We start from the raw sequence: 18,983 nt of genomic DNA, 5'->3' as shown, positions 1-18,983 counted from the left end.
AAACGCATTAAGAACGAGTTAATTCTAAACCTTGGGTTTCTGCATAGCGCTGCATAAAACGCAGGAAGCGTTCCCATTCCTCCTCAGAACGCATCACTAACAGGGCTTCAATGGCACGAGCTTGACCATTAATAAATTTTCCCTTCACTTCCCGGGTCATAATTTCCCCTTCACTATCCACCAAGTACATCCCGGTGATCTCGTCACTATTTTCCGCGCTTAAGATATTGGGATCATCAAAATAAAATGTTGCGGTGCCACCGTTCCCGTTACGGTTGCGGGTCACACGAACATCGGGGACTGTCTCTTCTGCAATCCCTCTAGAAAATTGAATTTGCGCTGTCATATTCGTTTTTACCTGAACTTATCAATGCTTCATTTATCATGGCCTAGTGGACATTCTAGGGGATTTTGAGGGTGAGGAGCAAATCTGAGTGACAAAGAAGCACAGGATGTTCAGGTTTTAGTAGAGTTAAGCGTGCGATCGCGGTTTCACCAACAGGGTAATATTTTGAATGCCCACCACTTCCACCACTTCCCCGGGTGAAATGACCGTTTCCTGCTCACAGAGGGCAAACCACCACCCCGCACGATAACGCACCCTACCCCGGCAATGGGGATGAATCATTTCCTCCACAATCGCTTGACCACAAAAATGGCGATGATTGCGATTTTTCCGACGAGGACTCGGGGCAGAATGACCCCCTAACGGTTGTGTTGAGGCAGAAAAAAAACACTGTTTAGCCCAATTCCACATGACAGAACTCCAGTAGGGTGTGACTGAATCAAAAAAGTTTAAAGTTAAGATAATTGGACAACGCTTGCAAACGTCCTCAGAGTACCTTTGAAGTCTTAAAGCTCACAATTGTTCCTGAGTTTTATGTCTCTTCTAACTTGTTCCTTTCTACAGTCTCTCTAGAGCTAATCAGGAGTTTGATCAAAAGGCTGACAAAATTGATTTAAACCTTGTTTAAGCACGTAAAACAACACCGGAGTTGCAAGAATTGGCGGAATTAAATCTAAATTCGCCAGCGCAATGGCCGCTTTTTCTAATTCTCCCGTGGCGATATTCTCCCGCAAAATACTATCCTGACAAATGGCGGCGCGGCAGCGTTTCGCCAAGGAAGCCAACCATTCGGCGTTATCTTGTTGGGGTTGTTGTCCTGCCCGAATCGCTAAAGAAATGGCGGCATCTTCTAAATCTCCCTCACAGTCCTCAATTTCTAATAGTGCTTTTTGGGCGGGGGGATAATTGGCCAACTGACTCCGCCATTGGGCTAGTTCTTCCGGGGTAATGGGTTCCATGCTGTTTTTCTCTGTGGGAATCAAAAAAGAGGCTAATCCAGTAATCCTTAAAAGCAAAATGGGATTAGAGTTAACCTGCACTCTAATCCCAATGCTTTGTGATCATTGCTTACTATATCACGGCCTAATACATCACGAAGTGACATCCTCCTGACGCTCCCCTATCGGCATAGCGCAGGGCTTCTCGGCGGTTGGCTAATGAGGGGTCGCATCCACACGGATTCCGCTTTTGGCCGCGATTTCTTCCCGCAATACTTCTAAGGCTTTCGCAAATTGGGGATCATCTAAAGTCCCTAATTTTTCGTTATTAGTTTGCAGGTTTTTCCGCTCGTCTTCGCTCATTTCAAACACGATATCTGGCGGAATCCCCTCCTTATTAATATCCCGACCACTGGGAGTCAGATACTTGGCAATGGTGACCGCTAAACCTGCGCCATTACCAACACTCCGCACAGACTGAACTAAACCTTTCCCAAAGGTTTGGGTTCCAACTAACACCGCTCGATCATTATCTTGCAGAGCGCCGGAGAGAATCTCACTGGCACTAGCAGAACCGCCATCGACTAAAACCACCATCGGTTTATCGGTTAAGGCGCGGTTATTGGCCACCTGTCGATCCATCTCTCCATCTCGATTCACCGTCGAAACAATTGTTCCTTCGGGAATAAACATCCGAGCGATTTCAATGCTGGCGTAAAGCAGCCCACCGGGGTTAGAACGGAGGTCAAGAATATAACCCGCCACGTTTTTAGACTCAAAATCTTGAATCGCTTCCCGCATATCTTTGGCGGCGTTGGCATTAAATTGATTCAAGCGAATATAACCAATATTGCCTAATTCCGTGTGTTGCAATCTGGCACGGACTGGATGAATTTCAATTTTGGCGCGGGTGATGGGATAGTCGATTTCTTGTTCACCCCGTCGAATGGTCAGCACTACTTGAGAGCCAACTTTCCCGCGAATCAGTTGCACCGCTTCATTAACATCCATCCCGAGGGTGTCTTTGCCATCAATTTTCATGATGATATCTTTAGACAGAATCCCCGCTTCGTAGGCTGGACTATCTTCAATGGGAGAAACGACAATTAAACGGTCTGATGGCTCATCTTTAGAAATTTGGATGCCCACCCCGGTGAGTTCGCCAGAAGTGTCAATCTGCATATTTTTGAACTCTTCTGGATTCATGAAACGGGTGTAGGGGTCTTCAAGACGTTCGAGCATTTCTCGAATCGCTTTGTAGGCCTCATCAGAATTACTATAATTCCGGTCTAAATACTCATTGCGCACTGCACGCCAATCTACTTGATTAAAGGTAGCATCGACATATTGACGATTAATAATCTGCCAAACTTCATCAACTAGCTCTTTTGGGCTTTCATTGAAAAAAGCTTTGCTCTGGGGTAAAGCCCCCATGATGGCTACGGTGGTGATTACTAATGCTGTTGTGCCAAAAACTAGCCCGCGAGTTGTAAATACCATAAGCTATTATCTATCGCGCTGATGGGGAGGATGTTGTTACAGGAGGTCTTATGCCCACTCTAACACAGGAATTCTGTTCTGTGTGGAACAAGTTCTCGTGGAAGGCCGTACTGGGATCGGTCTACAGCCCTCAAGGGGTATATTCCGGAAGAAAATCGGGGCTGATTGTGCAGGAAGGGAGAGAGGGAGTTTTTCTGATGTTTTTTCAGGGATCTACAGGGAGTTATCCGGAACGGGAGAAATCTGGTATGATATTGTATAGACAATGTATTGTGTCTATTGACCCAGAGATTTGATATCTCCGGCTATCGAGTTTATTAGGAAATCATGACATAGTTCAACAGACTTCTGGGAAAGGTTTTGAGTCCTAACCCATCAGCAGGTTATTCCCATCTACGAGACAAGGATTCACCTTGATCCTGCTGACTTGATTCTGGGGATTGGTGCGATCGCCAACTTCCAACCCATTCATTCATTCATTAACCCTTAAAACACAACAACCATGGAAAAATCTGATCTCGTGATCTTGTACCATCGTGAACCCTACGATGAAGTCATTGAAAACGGTGTCATTCACTACCGCCAAAAGAAAAGCCCCAACGGGATTCTGCCCACCCTAAAAAGCTTCTTTGCCAGCGTCAGTCGTGGGACTTGGATAGCTTGGAAACAAGTTACGGCCAAACAAAAAACCAACTTTGAAACCAAAGTCAACATCGAAGGAGAAGGCAATTACAGCGTTTATCGCATACCCCTCACCGCCGAACAAGTCAAACACTTTTACCACATCACCTCAAAAGAAGCCTTTTGGCCGATTTTGCACTCCTTCCCCTATCACTTCACCTACGAAAGTTCCGACTGGGCGAACTTCCAAGAAATCAACCGAATGTTTGCAGAGGCGGCCTGTGAAGAAGCGGCCGACGATGCCCTAATCTGGATTCACGACTACAATCTCTGGTTAGTGCCTTACTACATCCGCCAGAAAAAACCCAACGCCCGCATTGCCTTCTTCCACCATACCCCTTTCCCCAGTGTAGATATTTTTAATATCTTGCCTTGGCGGGAAGCCATTGTAGACAGCTTGCTCTGTTGTGATATTGTTGGCTTCCACATTCCCCGTTACTCGGAAAACTTCGTTAACGTTGCTCGTAGTTTACGGGAAATCGAAATTGTCCATCAAGAACCTGTACCCGAACATCTAACCCCCGTTGGTACAGCCTTAGCGGAACCGGAAGTTATCACCCAGATTCGCCATAAAAATCAATTGGTCAATATTGATGCCTTCCCCGTGGGCACCAATCCCCAACATATCCTGAACACCCTGCAAAAAGAAGAAACCAAGGCCCACGTTGCCAAAATTAAAGAAGAACTCCAAGGTCGGAAACTAATTCTGGCGACTGGACGGGTAGACTATGTAAAAGGCAATCAGGAGATGTTGGAAACTTACGAACGTTTATTAGAACGTCGTCCTGAATTACATGGAAAAGTGAACTTTGTTGTGAGTTGTGTCACCCCAGCCGCCGGGATGCGGGTGTATAAAACAGCCCAGAGTCAGATTGAACAGTTGGTAGGGAAAATCAACGGGAAATACGCAAAACTGGGCTGGTCGCCGATTTTATTATTTACCCAACCGTTACCGTTTCATGAACTGATTGCCCTGTATAAAGCGGCGGATATTTGTTGGACAACGCCCCTACGAGACGGTTTAAACCTGGTGGCTAAAGAATACATTGTTGCCCATGAGGGGAAAGATGGGGTTTTGATTTTATCCGAGTTTGTGGGGGCGGCGGTAGAATTACCCGAATCCATTTTGACTAATCCCTATTCTATGGATCGCATGAATGACGCGATTGATCGGGCTTTAGCTATGTCCCCAGAAGAACAGGAAAAAGTCATGAGTAAGATGTATCAAACCGTGACGACCTATGATGTGAAATACTGGGCGGATCGGCTACTGGAACAGTTCAAAAATACTAAGCATCAAGAGGTGGCCGATAAAGAGTTAGTGACCACTTAATTAATTCCTGTTCAATTAGCTTGAATCGTCATCGTTTCAAGAATCGGGTTGCTGAACAGTAATCAATCCTTTATGAACAGTGGGACATCGCCTAGAAGCTGAATTGTAGGCGATGTCTGTTTGTGGATTGATCCCAGAAATTATTAAAAATTCTTAAGCAATCTTAAAAGTCGGGTATCCACCATTTTTTCACATTTTTGACCTCATTCCTAAAGAGAATCTAAAATTTTAGGGCCGTTAAGGGGATTTTATTAACTCTTTCCGTTATTTCTGTAAGTCGGGGTAAGAAGGATTTAAGCTGATAACATCAAAGCACCGATTGATGAATGGGCTGAGTGGGTTTTTATACCTAACTCAATCCTTACAGGAGTTTATCAGCTATGAGCGAAGCGATCGGAACTATCTTTGGTTTTTTGGGGGGAACCATCGTTTCATGTGAAACTGGATATCGAGTGTTACAACATCCGAACCCACATAAGACCTATTCAAGACTGTCTGAGGCTAAATGGTTTTTGGCCTTGCGCTGGTGTGAACAATTCCATTATCCCGCCGGAATCCTCAATTATGAGGGGCAACTTGCTTTTTATAATGAGGCTTCTTGGAAAATGGGAGAAGAAAATTTTTTACCCCGCCAATATCGGCCCGCAATTTTTAAGCATTGTTGCGCTCTCGGTTTAGGAGAGTCTACAACCTTTTCGATTCCGACGAGGGACGGTTTTTCCTGGTCCCAAGTCGAGATTATCGCCATTGAGACTGACCCCCGATATGGACGAGTTGCCCTGATCCGTTTGTTATAAACTCCGGGTTATAGAATATCCCGTTGTCGGGGATTATTCTACAGGGTATTCATAGAGTTAAGTTGTAGTTAGTTTGACAGTTTTAGCTGCCAAGGTAAATAATTTGGTTGTGGTGTCCCCGATATGGCAACCCTATTTGTGGTGCCGATCAAACCTAACAGCGCGGGTTTCTGGGGGGTTAAGCTAAAAAGGCGATCGCCTGATCGGTATAGCGGGGAGACTCACCGACACTGATACAATCTACAAATAAGTTCATTTGTTCCATCACGACGGAACCGAAAATCGTGGCAAAGGCAACATCTGCCGCATCTCTTCCGGTGCCGATGCGAATTAGGCCTGTGCGGGGAACTAAACGAGTGGCATCAAATAAATACCAACGAGTCCCTAAATAGGCCTCAAAATAAGCATGAAAATCTGGGGGTTTTAAATCATAGGCATATCCAGTTACAAAGCGGGCAGGGATGTTTAAAGCCCGACATAAGGCAATGCCTAAATGAGCAAAATCTCGACAGACTCCGGCCCGTTCTGTCACAGTATTAAAGGCTGAAGTATGAGCATTGGTACTGCCTGATAAATAGGTGACATTTTCGTAGATCCAGTTACACATTGCCGTTACCCTAGAATAATCTGGAACTAAATGCCCAAATTCGGTTTGAGCAAATCGGATTAGGCGATCTGACTCACAGTAACGACTAGGGTATAAATAGGGCAGTACGTTTAAGGGGAGTTTAGCGGGGGGGACTTCGGGTATATTGTGGGGAGATTCTTCAAAATGTTTTAATTCTACTGTGGCTTGGTAGGATAGCTGCAATTTTCCGGGGCCGCAGTTCACCCGAATATATCGATTTTCTAGGTCGGAAGAGGTATATTTATCTACCTTAACGTGGGAGGTGATTTGTAGGTCTTCTTGCAGGATATTTTGAAATCGATTATTGCAAACCGCGACATTAAAAATCAAGGTACTATCGCTGGCAATGTTGTAGTTTAATTGACATCCTAGGTTGAATTTCATGGGTTAAATTTAATGGTGATCTTCAGTGTTATTCCGGTTATAGCAGGTGGCTGGGTGACGGTGCCACTTTTAGGGTGTTCTGTGTTGGCACTGGTGTTAATTGGGGAACGAGTGTTATTTTGGACGCGGGTGCAGCGTCGTCAACGGGGGGTGATTGAGGCGGTTTTGCGGTTGTATCCTCGGGAGTGCGATCGCGCTTATCAACTCCTCCAAGCTCATCTTACCCTACCCCTACCCCGCATTTTTTGGGCTGCCCTTTCTCTCGATCACCCCACCCCAGAAGAGTTTCGCCTCGCCCTTGAAAGTGCCACTCAAGGGGAATTACCCATCCTGAAGCGCTTTAACACGGTGTTTGAAACCATTATCACCGTTGCCCCTCTCTTAGGGCTATTAGGAACGATTTTAGGCCTTATGCAGGCCTTTTCGGGCTTACAAATCGGGGACTTAAATAACAGTACCCCCCAAGGGGTGACGGGAGGGATTAGTGAGGCCTTAGTGTCCACGGGAATGGGGTTAGTGGTGGCCATTATCACCCTCCTGTTTGCCAATAGTTTTCGCGGGTTATATTTACGGCAATTAGCCTTAATTCAGGAGTTAGGAGGACAGCTAGAGTTATTGTATCGCCATCATTATACACTTTGATGGAGGGGGATTTCAATGACAAATTGGGTGCCGTGAGTGGTATCAGAACTACAGGATAAATTGCCTTGATGTCGTTCTACAATGATTTGGTAACTAATTGAAAGGCCTAAACCTGTGCCTTTACCGATGCCTTTTGTTGTGAAAAAAGGATCAAATAAACGATGTTTAATTTGCTCGGGAATCCCAGAGCCATTATCCCGAATGCGGATATAAATTTGGGGATCTCTATATTCAGTTTCAATCCATAGGGTGGGTATTGAAGAAGCAGATTGTTGTTTATCTCGCAGGGGTTCTAAAGCATCAATCGCATTACTAATCAAGTTCATAAAGACTTGATTTAACTGTCCGGCATAACATTCTACATTGGGCAAGGTTTGATAGTTTTTAATCACCTCAATAGCCCTACATTCCGGTTTCTCTTTCATTTGATTATAGAGAATCGTCAGGGTACTATCTAAACCATCATGAACATTGACGGATTTTAATTCCGCTTCATCCATGCGGGAAAAGTTGCGTAGGGCTAGTACGATTTCTTTAATCCGCTTGGCTCCCATTTGCATCGAAGCCATGAGTTTAGGAAAGTCTTCTAAGACAAATTCAATATCTAACTCATCCATCGTTTCCCGAATTTCTGGAGCAGGATGGGGGTAGTAAAGTTGATAAAGATCCATAATTTGTAATATATTTTTGGTGTATTCATCGGCATGGATCAAGTTGCCATAAATAAAGTTAACTGGATTATTAATTTCATGGGCTACCCCAGCCACTAATTGCCCCAAACTTGACATTTTTTCAGTTTGGACTAATTGAAATTGGGTATTTTGCAGCCTTTTCAAGGCTTCTTCTAACTCATCTTTCTGTTCACGCAGAAGTAATTCTGATGTTTGGAGAGAATAGTTACTTTGGGCGAGGGCTTCGGTTTGGTTAATCAGGGATTTTTTGGTTTTTTCTAATTCAGCAACGGTTTGAGTTTTTTCTCGGTTAATTTGAATATAACTACAACATAATCCAACAAAGGGAACGAGATAAGCCACAATTTTGAGGAAGTGGGCAATGTTAAAATCACTGTCAAATAAATGACTTGAACCAAAAGCCATATGAACTTGAGTAATGACTTGGGGAACTGTACTCACTAATAAGGCTTGGGAAAATAAACTAGGATGACGATAACAAAGTTGGGGGAAGATAAAGAATCCGGCGGCGAGAAATAAGACTAGAGGGGCAACATCCCAAGGGCGGGTAATGAAGGAATCTGGAAATAGGGTTAAGGGCAGGTTATTGCTGCGTACACAAAGGAGAATAGTGCTATAAGCAATAATCCCGGAAAGGAGGGAGGCAGTGGCAATAAAGCTAAGATTACCCAATATTTTAGTCGGTTTACGGATTAGGAAAATACTCGCTCCCACAATCATAATTACAGCACTAAAGAGGCGACACATAGCCCAGGTGAAGGGAATCAGGGTTTCACTACTCGCAACTCCTTCAATTAATCGATCTGAGGCGAGGGTATGAAATCCATCCATGCACCCAGCATAAAATAGCGCGATGCCAATAATGGGGGTGACAATATCTCGGTTAAAGGTAAAGTGAACAAAGGCGAGAATGGCGGTGAAAAGAGCGGTACAGAATGCACTCCATTCTAGGAGGGAGTGAACAAAACTCCCGGCTAAGGAATAGTGCATACTGTCGATGATTTCTGCTGTATTTTGTTGGGCTAGTTCTTGTACGGATACAAGGGGCGCAATGGTGCTAAAATTAAACCCTAGCAATTCTAAGCTAAAGGGGATTAGGCAAAGGATTGTAACCCCAATCAATGTATTGTAGGGAATAGGGGATGATTGGCAGTAAGAGCTAGACATAAAACGGTTAGAGATAGGTAGTCGATAGTCTGTCATGGTTGATTTATTAGGGGTGAGTTACAGGAAATAAATAAGACAAGAGACTGTTTATTAAATACACCGCTAGAACAAAAACCATTTTTGGGGCTAGATACATCCCAGCCTAAGTGACTATTGTATTCAGAGTTTTTTCAGGTGTAGTTACCATTGAAATAAATGAACTTTTTTAAAAAAAGAAAAGTTTACGATTCAGATTATTTATTAATAAATTCTGAAAAAAACTAATCTAGAATAAAACGGTTCGAGTTAGCTTTTCCTGTGGGTGCGTCCACGACTCTCTGGAGTTGATTACCAAAAGTTTAATGGATTAACCTCAGCTATCTTTCTGATTTTAAGGCTATTTTATCGAGTTGATGACAATGCTTCACAAATTAGGAGAAAAGTCAAAAAAACTTAATTCAGTGTTTTTGGGGAAAATACTGAATTATGGTGGAGGCAGGAAAAGCAGGTTTTTGGCTGTCATTTTCTCAATTGTGAATATTCCCCAAAAAACTGGGGATCTTGAATTGAGAAATGCTATAATTTAACCCCTAGTTTAGATGGTGGGGGTTCAGTTTTTGGGGTTCACCTAGTGGGATGTTCAGCGAGAATAAATACTCAGCTTAATATTTGTTTTTGGTATTAATTAATACAGAAATTTTTTTCAACTTAATGAGGTTCTAGGGCAACTTCTTTAATTTGATCGGGGGTAAGATCGGGATATAAAACGGTGCCGTCTTTAAACCAAGCAATGCGTCGGGTGCGACTAGCGACATCTGCTTCATGGGTGACTAAAATAACGGTCATTCCCCCTTGATTTAATTCGGTGAAGAGATCGAGAATTTCGTTGGCGGTGCGGGAGTCGAGGGCTCCGGTGGGTTCGTCGGCGAGGAGTATAATGGGATGGTTGACTATGGCACGGGCGATCGCAACTCGTTGTTGTTGGCCACCAGACAGTTGATTGGGTCTATAATGAAGGCGATCGCCTAATCCGACTTTTTCTAAGGCTGCCGCAGCGCGATCGCACCTTTCCCCATGCTCTACCCCAGCATAAATCATGGGCAACACCACATTATCGAGGGCGCTGGATTGGGGGAGTAAGTGATACTGTTGGAAAACAAACCCGATTTTGCGGTTACGGACGGCGGCAAGTTGGGATTCTGATAAGGTGGTGACATCAATCCCATCGAGATCATAGCGTCCAGAAGTGGGACGATCTAAACAGCCGATCATGTTCATCATGGTGGATTTCCCGGATCCTGAAGGTCCCATGATGGCACAATATTCGTGATTTTCCAGAGTAAAATTCACCCCAGCTAAGGCTCGAACTTCAGCCTCCCCAGTGCCGTAAACTTTCGTCACATTTTCCATGCGGATAATCTGATCTGATGGGGTTTTTGCCGGAACATCAATTGTAATTTCTGAGAGGGTCAATTCAGAAGAATCTGTTGGGTTCATGTAACGATCACTCAAGATTTCAGTGGACAATTTTCAACCCGGCTCAATTTATACTAAATACATATGCCTCCACCTAGCCCCATTATGGTTTATTGCCTTAATCCAAGTTGTTCTAAACCCTATAATAGCAATCTCAGCCCTAGTTGTGAGACTTGTGGGGCTGCGTTATTACTCAAAGAACGATACCACGCGGTTAAATTATTAGGTCAAGGGGGTTTCGGCCGGACTTTTTTGGGGGTAGATCAACATTTACCCCAACATCCTCCTTGTGCCATTAAACAACTGTATCTACAACAGGCGAGTCCGGCCGTACTGAAGAAAGCCAAAGAGTTATTTGCTCAAGAAGCTGTGCGTTTAAGTGAGTTAGGTCAGCATCCTCAAATTCCCCGCCTTTTGGCTTATTTTGAGGTAGAAAACCAGCTGTATTTAGTCCAAGAATTTATTGAGGGACAGGTCATTTCAGCCAAGTTGTGGCAACGAGTGCGAGATAAAGAGGCTCAAATTTGGCGACTTTTGCGGGATTTATTACCTGTGTTGCAATATATCCATGAACGGAATGTAATTCACCGGGATCTTAAACCAGAGAATATTATGTGGCGAAAAAGCGATCGCCGTTTTGTCTTGATTGACTTTGGGGTAGCGCGAATGTTGACCCAAACGGCCATCATGGGAGGAGCCACGATTATCGGCACCCCCGGATTTATGGCCCCGGAACAATTGCGGGGGAAAGTGTTACCCGCTAGTGATGTATTTAGTTTAGGGGTGACTTGTCTCCACCTACTCACCGGAGTCTCTCCCGAAGCCATGTTTGATGTGCTAAATGAACGTTGGGAATGGCGCAAGTTTTTAACCCCAGATACCACCATCAGTCCTAAACTCAACGAGGTGTTAAACCTGATGATTTCCCCCTCCCTTCGTCAACGGGTGCAGTCGGCTGAGGCACTGTTAAAACTACTGGGACGACCTACACGCACACCTCCCCCTCCCCCTCCCCTAACGACCTCTTCTCTCGTCATAGCTTCCCCTGCCTCGACCTCTATTTCCCGTCCTGTCACCGACCCCAATCAACCCACCGTAGCAATTTCCCGAGAAGAAACACAGGAAGAAGAAGAGGACTCTTTACAGTTAATGCCACGTCAAGAAAGTATGACTCCGAGTCCTCTATTTCAGGCGTTGCAAGAGGTGGATCGAGAACCCATTGTGATTGATTACAATGGGTTACAAGACCTCTTAAAACGCAAACGCTGGCAAGCGGCCGATGATGAGACTTGGCGGATTTTGTGCGAGTTGTCGGGTAAACGGGAGGGCGCTTATTTATCGAATAGTGATTTAGAGCGTTTACCCTGTGGGGATTTACAGACCCTTGATCTGTTTTGGTATCAAGCCAGTGGGGGACTGTTTGGTTTTCGCGTCCAGGCCGCGATTTATCAGGAAGTAGGGGGAGAATGTAATTTATTTTGCGATCGCCTTGGTTGGACCCTACATGATCCCCACAGTCTCAAGTATTTTCAATTTAACCTCAAAGCCCCCCCCGGCCATTTGCCCTCCCGTCGTTGGGTGATGGGGGTATCTTGGTGGAAACACCTAGCCGTTTTTGCTCAACGGTTGTCTGACTGTGAGGTAAATTGATCCCTGATTTTAAATCAACTCCCCTAACCTAAAGCCCTAAATATTAACTGACTCAATCTTCCTCAACCAAACGTTCTAATTCCTGAGCTTCCAATCGGGCTAAACTGGTAGCAACATCAGCTAACTGTAACGCCAAATTTGCCCGAGATTGGGGATCTTTTTCCCTCCACAATTCCTGTCCTAAACAATGGACACGATAGCGAAAAGCCTTAATGGAATAGGAAGGAATCGTCTTAATGGTCATAATTATAATCGTTTTTCGGTAGTCGCTTTTACACCCTGCAAAATTCGCTCAGGTTCGCAATAAATAAACGTGAGCAAAACAACATCATCAATGTCTTGAATGACTACATCCTGTTTCACCCACTGAGGAGTCACTTTTTCATGGGTGACAATTACAGTGTACTGTCCTTGGGGTAAGTCATCAAAACCAGCATCGGCATAGACTAAATCCACCGTTTCTGTTCCTAATATTATTCCCGTTTGCTCCAACATCGTAACAAAAGGAATCCCACCAATCGAAGTTAATGCGTTATTACTTTGATTCCGCACCATAATGAAAATATCTGACATCGCAACAATCCCCTAGAATCGCCCTATCTGTCACTACAGTCCACAGGAGACTTGTTCCAGAGGATCTCGCAGGGTGAGGTCAGCCTGAAAACTCATGCTTTCACTTTAACCTGATTGTCCTCGGGTTGAGTCAAAGATCGGCCGGGCAAAAGGGGTAAAACACTTTCTCCAGTAATCAATCTGGCCCCCCTTCCCCGAGTGAAATAATTCCATCCCCATTGCACCATGACCACTAATTTGTTATCAAACTCGATCAAGTAATAAATATGGGCAAATACCCAAATCAGCCAGGCGACAAAACCGGACAGTTGCAAAAAGCCCAAATCCACCACGGCCACATTTTGGCCAATGACGGCGAGTTTCCCGAAGTCTAGATAGTGGAAGGGGGGGGGAGTTTTTCCCTGTTGTTTCGCCGGGATCAATTTTGCCACATAGCGCCCCTGCTGCATAGCGACGGGGGCAATTCCGGGTAGGGGGGAATTCCCTTGATGGGAAAAATTAGCTAAATCGCCGATGACAAAGATATTCGGGTAGTCAGCAATACTTAAATCGGGCTCCACCATCACCCGGCCAGCCCGGTCTACAGATACACCTGTTCTTTCATGGAGGACTTGACCTAAAGAGGAGGCTTTCACTCCAGCCGCCCAGAGAATGGTGCGGGCGGCAATGACTTCTTCTTCCTCCCCTTGTTTGACCGTGACGACCCCATCGGCAATGTTATTGACTAAAGTATTGGTGCGTAGGGTGACACCGAGATGTTCCAGAGACTGGGCAGCTTGGGCGGATAATTCTGGGGGATAGGGGGGGAGGATGCGGTCTAAGCCTTCTATGAGGAGGATTTTGGCTTGGCCCGGATCAATGGCGCGAAAATCCTGTTTTAGGGCGCCGTGGGCAATTTCTGCGATCGCCCCGGCTAACTCCACCCCCGTCGGTCCTCCACCCACAATGACAAAAGTCAGCCACGCTTGGCGTTTTTCCGGGTCTAATTCCTTCTCCGCCGCTTCAAAAGCCAAAAAAATCCGCCGCCGCATTTCTAGGGCATCTTCCACCGTTTTTAAGCCCGGTGCGTCATCCTGCCAGTGATCATTGCCAAAATAGTGATGACTGACCCCTGTGGCCAGAATTAAGCTGTCATAGGGCAATTCCCCATCCTTCATATAGAGTTTCTGGGCTTGGGGGTCAAGGTCCACCACCTCATCTAATAACACTTGGGTGTTCTTTTGCCCGCGCAAGACCAGACGCAGAGGGGAGGCAATCTCGGCTGGAGAAAGGGAAGCTGTCGCCACTTGATATAACAAGGGCTGGAATAGGTGAAAATTGCGCTTATCCACCAACGTCACCTTAACCGGGGCGTTTTTCAAAGCTTGGGCGGCATAGAGTCCGCCAAAACCACCCCCTACAATGACGACATGATGCAGAGAATCCGTTAAAACCATGTTGCCTTTAAAAAATCTGTTGCTGACTTGCCCCGCATTTTAGCGTTAATTTCTATAAGCCCGCATCATGGCTTGAGTCCCTTGTTCCCTGGCCAACTCATCCAATGCTTCCACCCGTTTAAACAAGTCCTCGGCCAAGGCCACCCCGGGTAACTCTTGCCGGGCTGTTGCGGCAATTTCTCGCACGAGGCGTAAATCCTTGAGGATATGTTTAATCATAAAACCGGGGGTAAAATCCCCCGTGGCGACCTTTAGCCCTAAATTAGACAGCGCCCAAGATCCCGCCGCCCCGGTGCCACACACCTCTACTATAATCTGGGGGTCAAGGCCTTGTTTTTCGGCCAATATCATCGCCTCACAAATGCCCACTAAATTAAGGGCGCAGAGAATCTGATTACACATTTTAACCGCTTGTCCACTGCCCACGGGACCACAGAGGCGGATGGTTTTGCCCATTGCCTCGAAATAGGGTAAGGCGGCCTGAAAGTCTGCCTCACGGCCTCCTACCATAATGGTTAAGGTGCCGTTTTTTGCTCCCACATCGCCTCCGGAAATGGGGGCATCGAGAAAGGATAGATTCTGGTCGGCTAAGGCCTGAGCAATGGTTTTTGCGGCTTGACTGCCAATGGTACTAAAATCCACCAGTAGGGTCTGGGGGGAAGCATAGCGGGCGGCTCCGGATTCTCCTAATAGTACGGCTTCCACATCGGGAACATCCCCGACACAGGAGAATACTACCTTGGCCCCTGTGACGGCGGCTTCAAGGGTTGGGACAATCTGAACGCCTGCGCTGGCGGCAATGTTTACCCCAGTTTTTTGGGGGGTACGATTCCATCCTTGCACGGTGTAGCCTTGACGGGCTAAATTAGCGGCCATATACCCTCCCATGACCCCTAATCCTAGAAATGCTACGGTTTGACTCATATCTGTTTTCCTCAATCGGTGAATAGTTCCCACAAGGGGACTTCCTTAGTCAGCCCCAGTTAAAATAACTTGCGGTTTAAAAATTGCCAGAGGTCTAGTAATAATTCTTCAATCGCCAACATGATGGCATCGAAAAAATGAAGTAGGCGCTCTAAGGGGTGTTGAACATAGCCGATGGGAGTGACTTCTGTTTCAATCCAATCGGGTTGATAGTCTGGTGAACTCCCGGAATGGCCTGATGTTGCCAGATGCACGGAGGAGGATTCTGGGGGGAGGGGCTTTTTGAGACGACGGGAGGAGAACCAGTGGAGACGGGGGGCGGGGGTTGACATTTCTCCTAATTCTAGGGGATCTTCCAACTGGGGACGCTGAGGAACAAAGGCTTCGGGTTCTGGTGTGCCTTGATATAAGTCTTCCCAGGTTAACCAAGGAGTGGCTATAACGGAACGGGTGGGGGGGAGATCGGTATTGGGTTTTAAGGGTTTGGGTCCGAAAAAGTAGGCGATCGCACCTTGGATTAAAACCATAATCTCCCACGGTTCTAAATCCCCGGTGTCAATGGTTTCGCGGCGATGGATTTGTTCCCAAGCTTGGGCGACTTTATCACTCCATTGATCCTGTTTCGCCTCCCAGAGGGCGATTCTAGCATCTAAACGACTCAGGAATCCGGGATGATCGGGTCTGAGATGTTCTATCATTTCCCCGAATGGCGCTGTGGGGAAAGGGGGGAGTTTGGGGCGAATCGGCTGGAGCGGTGGCATCATCTGCTCAGAAACCACTTCAATGGGAACGAGATGCGCTTCCCCAAAAACATTGGTTGTCACGGCGACCGGACTTTGTTGAATCCAGCGCATGAACTGCCAAAAGCGTCGCAGGAGGGGGAAAACTTGGGGATCATCGGTCAGGGTGTGGGGAATTAAAAACCGTTGACGTTCTGCCCGTTGCAAATACTTTTGATAGGCATAATCAGCCATTTCCCACAGAATACGCTGTTGAATCTGCTGCTGTTGTTCTGGGGTGAGAAGATCTAGGGTTTGATTTTCCGGTGTCACCAAAACGAGGGCTTGTTCTTCCAAGGTACAGGCTAACCCCTGAATGGTGGGCATTTCCCCTGGCTCTTGGTCTGGCAATAAACAGCATTGTACGGTGAATAGTAGATTCCCTAGGGGTTGATTGCTGTCTGGGGGGGGATTGGTGCCGAGGGGGGGCAAACTGGGAGCATTGGCTACTTTTTGGGCTAGGGTGAAGCCCACACTGCGCCCAAGTTGGGTGAGTAAATAGAAGGGGTAGACTAAGACTTGTAAGCCCCAAACAGCACCGAGTTTGACGGAGCGGGCTGTTTGTTCAAGGCGATCGCGCCAAACAATCCGTTGTTGATTAATAAAATTAAACAGACGACTTTGATAAGGACGATCGGGGGCGGACATAACATTCTGTTTCGGCAAGGGGCAATCTCAAAATAGGGCAGCTTGTACACTTGACAAACTGCCCGGTTTGTGTATTCAGAATTAGCCACCCAGTTCTAAACCTTAGACATCCCACCGGCTGCTTGAAAGAGACAGCGTGCTTTTTTTAGAGTCCGTTCTGCTTGGATTTTGCCTTGGCGGTTCTCTTCTGTAATGGTACTAAGTGTTTGCTGGGCTTCTTCGTACTCGCGACGAGCGGTTTCAACGTCGATTTTATCACCCCGTTCAGCCCCATTGACTAAAATGGTGATCTGATCCTCTTCAACTTCAGCGAAACCTCCGAGTAAGGCGATCGCTAACCATTCTTTCTCAGGACGGACTCGCATCACCCCAATATCTAACGCCGTTAACAGGGGGGCGTGACCACTTAAAATCCCTAATTGTCCGGTAGTGCTAGGGAGAATCACCTCTTGAGCCGAAGTTTCTAAAACCGTTTTATCTGGCGTAACGACGCGCACATTTAAAGTCATACTGCTTATAAATCCTTTGATTCGGGTAGAGTAGCGTGGTGAAGGGGAGAGACAACTGAGTTGCTCTGGGCCCACGAAAACAGGATAGAATCCAGAGTGAGCCGCTACGGCTCACCCTTGGAGTTAAAATCCTAACCGTTTTTCAGTTTTTCACCTTTGGCGATCGCTTCTTCGATATTACCCACCAAATAAAACGCCTGTTCGGGCAGATGATCTAATTCCCCATTCAGGATCATTTGAAACCCTTTGATGGTTTCTTCGAGGGTGACATATTTCCCCGGAGATCCGGTAAACACTTCCGCCACAAAGAAGGGCTGAGACAAGAAACGCTCAATCTTGCGCGCCCGGTCTACCGTTAAGCGGTCATCTTCGGACAATTCATCCAAGCCCAAAATGGCAATAATATCTTGCAACTCTTTATAACGTTGCAGGGTGGCCTGTACCGCCCGAGCCGTTTGATAGTGTTCTTCACCCACAATGCTGGGTTGTAACATAGTGGAGGTGGAACCGAGGGGATCTACCGCCGGATAAATCCCTTTAGAAGCCAAACCCCGAGATAATACTGTAGTTCCGTCTAAGTGGGCAAAGGTAGTTGCAGGAGCCGGGTCGGTCAAGTCGTCCGCCGGAACGTAAACCGCTTGAATGGAGGTAATCGACCCTTCTTTAGTCGAAGTAATCCTTTCTTGCAGTTCCCCTACATCAGTCCCTAGCGTGGGCTGATATCCCACCGCCGAAGGCATCCGACCGAGGAGCGCGGACACTTCAGACCCCGCTTGGACAAAGCGGAAAATATTGTCAATGAACAGTAATACGTCTTGCTTGTTCACATCGCGGAAATATTCAGCCATAGTTAAAGCAGACAGACCCACCCGCATCCGCGCTCCGGGGGGTTCGTTCATTTGACCATAAACCAAAGCAATTTTAGACTCGCCCAAGTTATCGGGGTTAATTACTTTGGACTCAATCATTTCGTTGTAGAGGTCGTTCCCTTCCCGAGTCCGTTCCCCCACACCACCAAACACGGATACACCCCCGTGGTTAATAGCGATGTTGTTGATCAATTCCATCATGATCACAGTTTTACCCACACCTGCACCACCGAACAGACCAATTTTTCCACCGCGACGGTAGGGGGTCAGCAGGTCAATCACTTTAACCCCAGTTTCAAAAACCGTGGGTTTGGTTTCCAGTTCGGTCAGTTTAGGAGCAGAACGGTGAATAGGAGAGGTTTCTTCACTTTCAACCGGCCCCCGATTGTCTACAGGTTCCCCTAAAACGTTGAAGATCCGACCGAGGGTCACTTTCCCCACAGGAACACTAATGGGGGCTCCGGTGTCAACCGCATCCATCCCCCGCACGAGGCCATCTGTGCTACTCATGGCAACGGCTCGGACTTGGTTATCGCCTAATAACTGTTGTACTTCTAGGGTCACGGCAACATCATTACCCGCCTCGTTTTTGCCTTCTACTCGTAAGGCATTGTAGATTTTGGGCATTTTGCTACCACTGAAATCCACATCGACTACCGGGCCGATGATCTGAGAAATTTTGCCAATACTGGTCTGTTCTGTTGTGGCTACCATGCTTTGTCTTTTGGAGTTGTGTATGTTTGACAATCCGCACAACGTATGCTATGGGATTTGATTAAAACAAGTAAGATTAGGAGAACTCTTAAGCTAATCTGAAATTTTCCATCTTTCAGATTACCACTCTTTCGTACCAATCCAGTGTTCTCCTAACTCAACTGTTTTCTGACTCCCCCTTTCTCTGGCAGGGCATAAAATTCCGTCGTCTTGCGGTTGTGCAACGGACTATGAGATTTAACAAAATGTTGCGGAATTCCCCTCTTGCAGGGAGGGGATGAATAGCAACCAATAAACCAACTGAGCGATCGCGAATCC

At 46.4% G+C, this 18,983-nt stretch carries 18 protein-coding genes; 4 read left to right on the top strand and 14 right to left on the bottom strand.

Annotated elements, in window-relative coordinates; all coding sequences use genetic code 11:
- Window positions 1-7: 7 nt before the first annotated feature.
- The 4 genes from psb28 to ctpC all read right to left on the bottom strand — a co-directional run bounded on the left by psb28 (window position 8) and on the right by ctpC (window position 2,784).
- Window positions 8-346: a photosystem II reaction center protein Psb28 gene (gene psb28, locus K4A83_RS07790; protein WP_017306807.1), complete on the bottom strand. Its 339-nt coding sequence runs from the start codon at window positions 344-346 to the stop codon at window positions 8-10.
- Window positions 347-472: 126 nt separating this feature from the next.
- On the bottom strand, window positions 473-757 hold the full coding sequence (locus K4A83_RS07785; protein ID WP_265263907.1) for an NfeD family protein: 285 nt from the start codon (window positions 755-757) through the stop codon (window positions 473-475).
- 164 nt (window positions 758-921) lie between these two features.
- Window positions 922-1,305 carry a hypothetical protein gene (locus K4A83_RS07780; RefSeq protein WP_265263906.1) on the bottom strand — a complete coding sequence of 128 codons (384 nt, stop codon included), beginning with the start codon at window positions 1,303-1,305 and terminating at the stop codon, window positions 922-924.
- A gap of 195 nt (window positions 1,306-1,500) precedes the next feature.
- Window positions 1,501-2,784 carry a carboxyl-terminal processing protease CtpC gene (gene ctpC, locus K4A83_RS07775; protein ID WP_265263905.1) on the bottom strand — a complete coding sequence of 428 codons (1,284 nt, stop codon included), beginning with the start codon at window positions 2,782-2,784 and terminating at the stop codon, window positions 1,501-1,503.
- A gap of 502 nt (window positions 2,785-3,286) precedes the next feature.
- Here ctpC and ggpS point away from each other — a divergent pair.
- Both ggpS and K4A83_RS07765 read left to right on the top strand, forming a co-directional pair.
- Window positions 3,287-4,798 (top strand): glucosylglycerol-phosphate synthase, encoded by a 1,512-nt coding sequence (ggpS, locus tag K4A83_RS07770; protein WP_265263904.1) that lies wholly within the window; start codon window positions 3,287-3,289, stop codon window positions 4,796-4,798.
- 380 nt (window positions 4,799-5,178) lie between these two features.
- The gene (locus tag K4A83_RS07765; RefSeq protein ID WP_265263903.1) at window positions 5,179-5,595 is read left to right on the top strand and encodes a hypothetical protein; all 417 of its coding nucleotides are present in this window, start codon (window positions 5,179-5,181) and stop codon (window positions 5,593-5,595) included.
- A 178-nt stretch (window positions 5,596-5,773) separates the two neighbouring features.
- Here the strand turns inward: K4A83_RS07765 and K4A83_RS07760 are convergent, their stop codons facing one another.
- Entirely contained in the window at window positions 5,774-6,607 is an 834-nt protein-coding gene (locus K4A83_RS07760) for a transglutaminase-like domain-containing protein (protein ID WP_265263902.1), read from the bottom strand.
- 12 nt (window positions 6,608-6,619) lie between these two features.
- Here K4A83_RS07760 and K4A83_RS07755 point away from each other — a divergent pair, with 12 nt between their 5' ends.
- Window positions 6,620-7,249, top strand: coding sequence for a MotA/TolQ/ExbB proton channel family protein (locus tag K4A83_RS07755; protein WP_265263901.1), 630 nt, complete (start codon window positions 6,620-6,622; stop codon window positions 7,247-7,249).
- On the opposite strand, the gene K4A83_RS07750 is transcribed toward K4A83_RS07755, so the two are convergent.
- On the bottom strand, window positions 7,237-9,108 hold the full coding sequence (locus K4A83_RS07750; protein WP_265263900.1) for an ATP-binding protein: 1,872 nt from the start codon (window positions 9,106-9,108) through the stop codon (window positions 7,237-7,239). The genes K4A83_RS07755 and K4A83_RS07750 overlap by 13 nt on opposite strands.
- A 687-nt stretch (window positions 9,109-9,795) precedes the next feature.
- Window positions 9,796-10,584, bottom strand: a complete 789-nt coding sequence (locus tag K4A83_RS07745) for an ABC transporter ATP-binding protein (protein WP_321161007.1) — start codon at window positions 10,582-10,584, stop codon at window positions 9,796-9,798.
- A 63-nt stretch (window positions 10,585-10,647) separates the two neighbouring features.
- On the opposite strand from K4A83_RS07745, the gene K4A83_RS07740 reads away from it, so the two are divergent.
- On the top strand, window positions 10,648-12,213 hold the full coding sequence (locus K4A83_RS07740) for a serine/threonine-protein kinase (protein WP_265263899.1): 1,566 nt from the start codon (window positions 10,648-10,650) through the stop codon (window positions 12,211-12,213).
- Window positions 12,214-12,265: 52 nt separating this feature from the next.
- Here K4A83_RS07740 and K4A83_RS07735 read toward each other — a convergent pair whose 3' ends face one another.
- From K4A83_RS07735 to atpD, 7 genes are all read right to left on the bottom strand, one after another.
- On the bottom strand, window positions 12,266-12,457 hold the full coding sequence (locus tag K4A83_RS07735; RefSeq protein WP_265263898.1) for a hypothetical protein: 192 nt from the start codon (window positions 12,455-12,457) through the stop codon (window positions 12,266-12,268).
- A gap of 2 nt (window positions 12,458-12,459) precedes the next feature.
- A complete protein-coding gene (locus K4A83_RS07730; protein ID WP_265263897.1) occupies window positions 12,460-12,786 on the bottom strand; it encodes a hypothetical protein in 327 nt (108 codons plus the stop codon).
- A gap of 92 nt (window positions 12,787-12,878) precedes the next feature.
- Window positions 12,879-14,222, bottom strand: coding sequence for an NAD(P)/FAD-dependent oxidoreductase (locus K4A83_RS07725; RefSeq protein WP_265263896.1), 1,344 nt, complete (start codon window positions 14,220-14,222; stop codon window positions 12,879-12,881).
- A gap of 45 nt (window positions 14,223-14,267) precedes the next feature.
- Window positions 14,268-15,146, bottom strand: coding sequence for an NAD(P)-dependent oxidoreductase (locus K4A83_RS07720; protein ID WP_265263895.1), 879 nt, complete (start codon window positions 15,144-15,146; stop codon window positions 14,268-14,270).
- Window positions 15,147-15,205: 59 nt separating this feature from the next.
- Window positions 15,206-16,591 (bottom strand): hypothetical protein, encoded by a 1,386-nt coding sequence (locus K4A83_RS07715; protein ID WP_265263894.1) that lies wholly within the window; start codon window positions 16,589-16,591, stop codon window positions 15,206-15,208.
- Window positions 16,592-16,668: 77 nt separating this feature from the next.
- On the bottom strand, window positions 16,669-17,082 hold the full coding sequence (gene atpC / locus K4A83_RS07710; protein ID WP_265263893.1) for an ATP synthase F1 subunit epsilon: 414 nt from the start codon (window positions 17,080-17,082) through the stop codon (window positions 16,669-16,671).
- A 131-nt stretch (window positions 17,083-17,213) separates the two neighbouring features.
- Complete coding sequence (gene atpD / locus K4A83_RS07705) at window positions 17,214-18,665, bottom strand: F0F1 ATP synthase subunit beta (protein WP_265263892.1); 1,452 nt, start codon at window positions 18,663-18,665, stop codon at window positions 17,214-17,216.
- Window positions 18,666-18,983 lie beyond the last annotated feature (318 nt).

The organism is Spirulina subsalsa FACHB-351 (assembly GCF_026130165.1).
Lineage (GTDB): Bacteria > Cyanobacteriota > Cyanobacteriia > Cyanobacteriales > Spirulinaceae > Spirulina_A > Spirulina_A subsalsa_A.
The sequence above is the reverse complement of the archived record's forward strand: the minus strand, read 5'-3'. Positions and strand labels throughout refer to the sequence as shown.

Excerpts from the sequence above, each read along its gene's own strand:
- K4A83_RS07780 (WP_265263906.1), bottom strand. The coding sequence starts at position 1,305 with ATGGAACCCATTACCCCGGAAGAACTAGCCCAATGGCGGAGTCAGTTG.
- K4A83_RS07730 (WP_265263897.1), bottom strand. The coding sequence starts at position 12,786 with ATGTCAGATATTTTCATTATGGTGCGGAATCAAAGTAATAACGCATTA.
- atpC (WP_265263893.1), bottom strand. The coding sequence starts at position 17,082 with ATGACTTTAAATGTGCGCGTCGTTACGCCAGATAAAACGGTTTTAGAA.
- ggpS (WP_265263904.1), top strand. The coding sequence starts at position 3,287 with ATGGAAAAATCTGATCTCGTGATCTTGTACCATCGTGAACCCTACGAT.
- atpD (WP_265263892.1), bottom strand. The coding sequence starts at position 18,665 with ATGGTAGCCACAACAGAACAGACCAGTATTGGCAAAATTTCTCAGATC.
- K4A83_RS07785 (WP_265263907.1), bottom strand. The coding sequence starts at position 757 with ATGTGGAATTGGGCTAAACAGTGTTTTTTTTCTGCCTCAACACAACCG.
- K4A83_RS07740 (WP_265263899.1), top strand. The coding sequence starts at position 10,648 with ATGCCTCCACCTAGCCCCATTATGGTTTATTGCCTTAATCCAAGTTGT.
- K4A83_RS07735 (WP_265263898.1), bottom strand. The coding sequence starts at position 12,457 with ATGACCATTAAGACGATTCCTTCCTATTCCATTAAGGCTTTTCGCTAT.
- psb28 (WP_017306807.1), bottom strand. The coding sequence starts at position 346 with ATGACAGCGCAAATTCAATTTTCTAGAGGGATTGCAGAAGAGACAGTC.
- K4A83_RS07750 (WP_265263900.1), bottom strand. The coding sequence starts at position 9,108 with ATGTCTAGCTCTTACTGCCAATCATCCCCTATTCCCTACAATACATTG.
- K4A83_RS07765 (WP_265263903.1), top strand. The coding sequence starts at position 5,179 with ATGAGCGAAGCGATCGGAACTATCTTTGGTTTTTTGGGGGGAACCATC.
- K4A83_RS07725 (WP_265263896.1), bottom strand. The coding sequence starts at position 14,222 with ATGGTTTTAACGGATTCTCTGCATCATGTCGTCATTGTAGGGGGTGGT.
- K4A83_RS07755 (WP_265263901.1), top strand. The coding sequence starts at position 6,620 with ATGGTGATCTTCAGTGTTATTCCGGTTATAGCAGGTGGCTGGGTGACG.
- K4A83_RS07720 (WP_265263895.1), bottom strand. The coding sequence starts at position 15,146 with ATGAGTCAAACCGTAGCATTTCTAGGATTAGGGGTCATGGGAGGGTAT.
- ctpC (WP_265263905.1), bottom strand. The coding sequence starts at position 2,784 with ATGGTATTTACAACTCGCGGGCTAGTTTTTGGCACAACAGCATTAGTA.
- K4A83_RS07760 (WP_265263902.1), bottom strand. The coding sequence starts at position 6,607 with ATGAAATTCAACCTAGGATGTCAATTAAACTACAACATTGCCAGCGAT.
- K4A83_RS07745 (WP_321161007.1), bottom strand. The coding sequence starts at position 10,584 with ATGAACCCAACAGATTCTTCTGAATTGACCCTCTCAGAAATTACAATT.